Below are 3,338 nucleotides of genomic sequence, written 5' to 3'. Positions count from 1 at the left end.
ATCTAACCAGCAGCTTACTGGGTAATGGCAGTCAAAAAACATCCAAAGATGCCTTTAACGAAGAAATTGATTTCTTAGGCGCCAATATTAATTTTTCTTCTCAAGGGGCCTCTGCGAGCGCACTATCAAAATATGCTGGGCGTGTCTTAGAATTGCTAGCCGAAGGCGCGTTATATCCAAAATTCACCCAAGAAGAATTTGATAAAGACAAAGCCAAAATCATCGAAGGATTGAAAGCCAACGAAAAAAAAGTGCCGAAGCCATTTCTGTCGCGTTGTCGATGTATTGGCCTTTGGAAAAAATCATCCCGCTGGAGAATTCGTAACCGAAGAAACATTGAAAAACGTAACCCTTGCTGATGTTCAAAGCAATTACGCAACGTACTTTGTACCAGAAAATGCGTATTTGGTAATCATAGGCGATATCAAATTCAAGGAAACCAAAGCTGTAGTCGAAAAACTATTTGGTGCTTGGGAGAAAAAATCCATTACCAAAACAGACTACACAGCCAATCCAAACGTAAATCAACTACAAATCAACTTGATTGATGTACCTAATGCTGTGCAATCAGTAATTTCATTGGTAAATACGGTAACTCTAAAAATGAACGACCCTGATTTTTTTCCAGCAGTAATTGCGAATCAAATTTTAGGAGGCGATTTCAATTCGTATTTGAACATGAATTTGAGAGAAAAGCATGCTTGGACTTACGGCGCACGTTCAGAAATTGGGACCGGAAAATATGTCACCAAATTTGTAGCCACTTCAGCTGTTCGTAATGCAGTTACCGATAGCGCTGTGGTAGAATTCATCAAAGAAATCAAAAAAATCAGAACCGAAAAAGTAGATGCTGAAGTCTTGAAAAACGTTAAAGCAGGGCGGAACTTCCAAATCGACCATCGCTACAGATTATAAAGTACCCATCATTGACGCGTGATAATGAAATATTACTAAAAGGATATCCTAAATTTTTGTTTAACTTCAAAGGAGATATTATTTCCTTGAGCAGAACAAGTCAAAACGGCTCAGAGGGTTATGCCTTTGAAATAGTAAACATAAACTAACTAAGCTGAAGTAACTTACAAAACATATTGAAAGGTTACTCAATCAATACCTGCAGCAGTATCGTCTTGACGTTACTGCTGTTTTTTTTGATTAAAAAAATTACCTTTGAGCAAGTAAAATTAGTAAGATCTATTACGATAGGCACTTGCCTTAACTTTTCTTGTCGCACTATACCCCATCAAAAATGTTAAAAAGCATTCATCATATAGCCATCATTTGTTCTGATTATCAAAAATCAAAACATTTTTATACCGAAATATTAGGTTTGGAAATTATTAAAGAGTGTTACAGAGAGGAAAGACAATCCTACAAACTTGATCTTGCGTTAAGTGGCCTTTATACTATAGAATTATTTTCCTTTCCTACTCCACCACAGCGGGTTTCGCAACCAGAAGCTTGTGGACTCCGTCATCTTGCTTTTGAAGTTTCAAATCTCGAAAAATGTATAGAACATTTAATGAAATATAATGTAATTACAGAACCGATAAGAGTCGATGAATTTACACAAAAGCGCTTTACCTTTTTGGAAGACCCTGACAAGTTGCCCATTGAACTTTATGAAATTTAAAAAACTCCAATAGACACTGCATTAGCTCCTCTTCAAAACAATAACCATTCGCTCTTTCGCCCCTAAACAGCTATCAAAAAGCTGTTAAAACTGCCCTACAACGCAGTAGATTGAGTACTTTAGTTGAAACATTGAGTTATGCCTTTATTCATTGCTATAGTATTTATGATGACACAAACTACCACTCTTTATGATTTCACTACAAAATCAGCTGCAAATGATTGGACTTTGGTAAACGATGGAGTTATGGGTGGCCTTTCCTCTGGTGCATTTGCCATCAATACGTCAGGGCATGGTGTTTTTTCGGGAAAGGTTTCTTTAGAAAACAACGGCGGTTTTACCTCGATCCGACATCGATTTTCGCCTGTAGCTGCGACTTCCAAAAGTCAAATTGTCCTTCGTGTAAAAGGAGACGGTAAAAACTATCAATTTCGGATTAAAGATCAATCTTCCGCTTATTATTCCTATATCACCACCTTTCCAACCACAGGGGAATGGGAAACCATTATTATCAACCTCAACACCTTGTATCCTTCGTTTAGAGGTCGACGCTTAGAGGCTCCTAATTTCAACAGTGCTTCTTTTGAAGAAATAGTATTTCTGATTGCGAACAAAAAAAACGAATCGTTCCAATTACTTTTGGATCGTATTGTGCTGCAATAAGTCGTCATTTCTTGTTATAGATAGCACGCTAAGACTCATTTCTAGTCTCTTACTCTCTAATTCCGTTTTCTGTTTAACAACTTTCCGATTTGACAAAAGTGCCCTATTTTTTTGAAATCAGGGTTAACTCCTACCCAAAACAAGCAGTGTGATATTAGTTACAGACTTTGTTTTTTTTAGCGCCTACTTTTGCTTTATCAAAAAGTAAAAAAGATGAAAAAAATAAAAATAGTTGGACTTCTATTGAGCTTGATCGGTTCCACTACAGGATGGAGTCAAGATACACTGTTGGTATACAAAAAAGAAATAGCGCTAAAAGCTGCAGATAAAAACCTTCAGCTTAAAATAGCGCAACAAGAATTTCAAGCCGCACAAGCTGATTACAGACAATCGAACGCTTTATTTCTTCCAAGTATCACGGCTTCGCATACGGCGATTTCGACTACTAATCCGCTTATGGCTTTTGGTTCAAAACTGAATCAAGAAATCCTAACCCAAGCCGATTTCAACCCGGCTTTACTCAACAATCCAGCTCGCACACAAAACTTTGCTACCAAAATAGAAATCCTTCAACCCTTAATCAATGTCGATGGTCTTTATGGCAGACAGGCTGCAAAAGCCAAAATGCAAGCCCATCAATTACAAACCGAACGCAGCAAAGAATACCTTGAATTGGAAGTAAACAAGGCCTTTATGCAACTACAATTGGCTTATCAAGCCGTCAACGTTTTGAACAAAGCCAATACTACTGTACAAGCTAATTTGCAATTGGTCAACAACTATTTCAAACAAGGCTTACTACAAAAAACTGATTTACTTTCGGTTCAAGTTCGAGTAAATGAAATTAAAAATCAATTGCAATATGCTAAAAGCAACATACAAAACGCCTCTGATTATTTGGCTTTTTTATTAAATGAAGATACTAAAAATGCAGTTTTCAAACCTGTTGAAGCACTCGAAAACAGCATTGTTGTAAGTCCCATAAATTTGAATTTGCCCTTAGACAGAAAAGACATCCAAGCGATGGATCAATCGGTAAAGG

Annotated in this window: 5 protein-coding genes; all 5 read left to right on the top strand. The window is 37.0% G+C overall.

Translation table 11 applies throughout. The annotated features are described in order from the left end of the window. The coding region (locus tag BXU11_RS18175) for an insulinase family protein (RefSeq protein WP_223253763.1) at nt 1–359 on the top strand (359 nt) is incomplete at its 5' end. Beyond that, nucleotides 337–915, top strand: coding sequence for a pitrilysin family protein (locus tag BXU11_RS18170; protein ID WP_223253762.1), 579 nt, complete (start codon nt 337–339; stop codon nt 913–915). The genes BXU11_RS18175 and BXU11_RS18170, both read left to right, overlap by 23 nt. Nucleotides 916–1,249: 334 nt before the next feature. Continuing rightward, entirely contained in the window at nt 1,250–1,633 is a 384-nt protein-coding gene (locus BXU11_RS16485; RefSeq protein ID WP_024980959.1) for a VOC family protein, read from the top strand. A 138-nt stretch (nt 1,634–1,771) separates the two neighbouring features. Next, nucleotides 1,772–2,296, top strand: coding sequence for a CIA30 family protein (locus BXU11_RS16480; protein WP_223253691.1), 525 nt, complete (start codon nt 1,772–1,774; stop codon nt 2,294–2,296). 213 nt (nt 2,297–2,509) lie between these two features. After that, nucleotides 2,510–3,338 (top strand): TolC family protein (locus BXU11_RS16475; RefSeq protein WP_139363536.1); only part of this gene is annotated, 829 nt, incomplete at its 3' end.

This window comes from Flavobacterium sp. LM5, from assembly GCF_002017945.1.
In the GTDB taxonomy this organism is placed as follows: domain Bacteria; phylum Bacteroidota; class Bacteroidia; order Flavobacteriales; family Flavobacteriaceae; genus Flavobacterium; species Flavobacterium succinicans.
The sequence above is the reverse complement of the archived record's forward strand: the minus strand, read 5'-3'. Positions and strand labels throughout refer to the sequence as shown.

Coding starts and splice junctions, on each gene's coding strand:
- BXU11_RS16485 (WP_024980959.1), top strand. CDS start 1,250: ATGTTAAAAAGCATTCATCATATAGCCATCATTTGTTCTGATTATCAA.
- BXU11_RS16480 (WP_223253691.1), top strand. CDS start 1,772: ATGCCTTTATTCATTGCTATAGTATTTATGATGACACAAACTACCACT.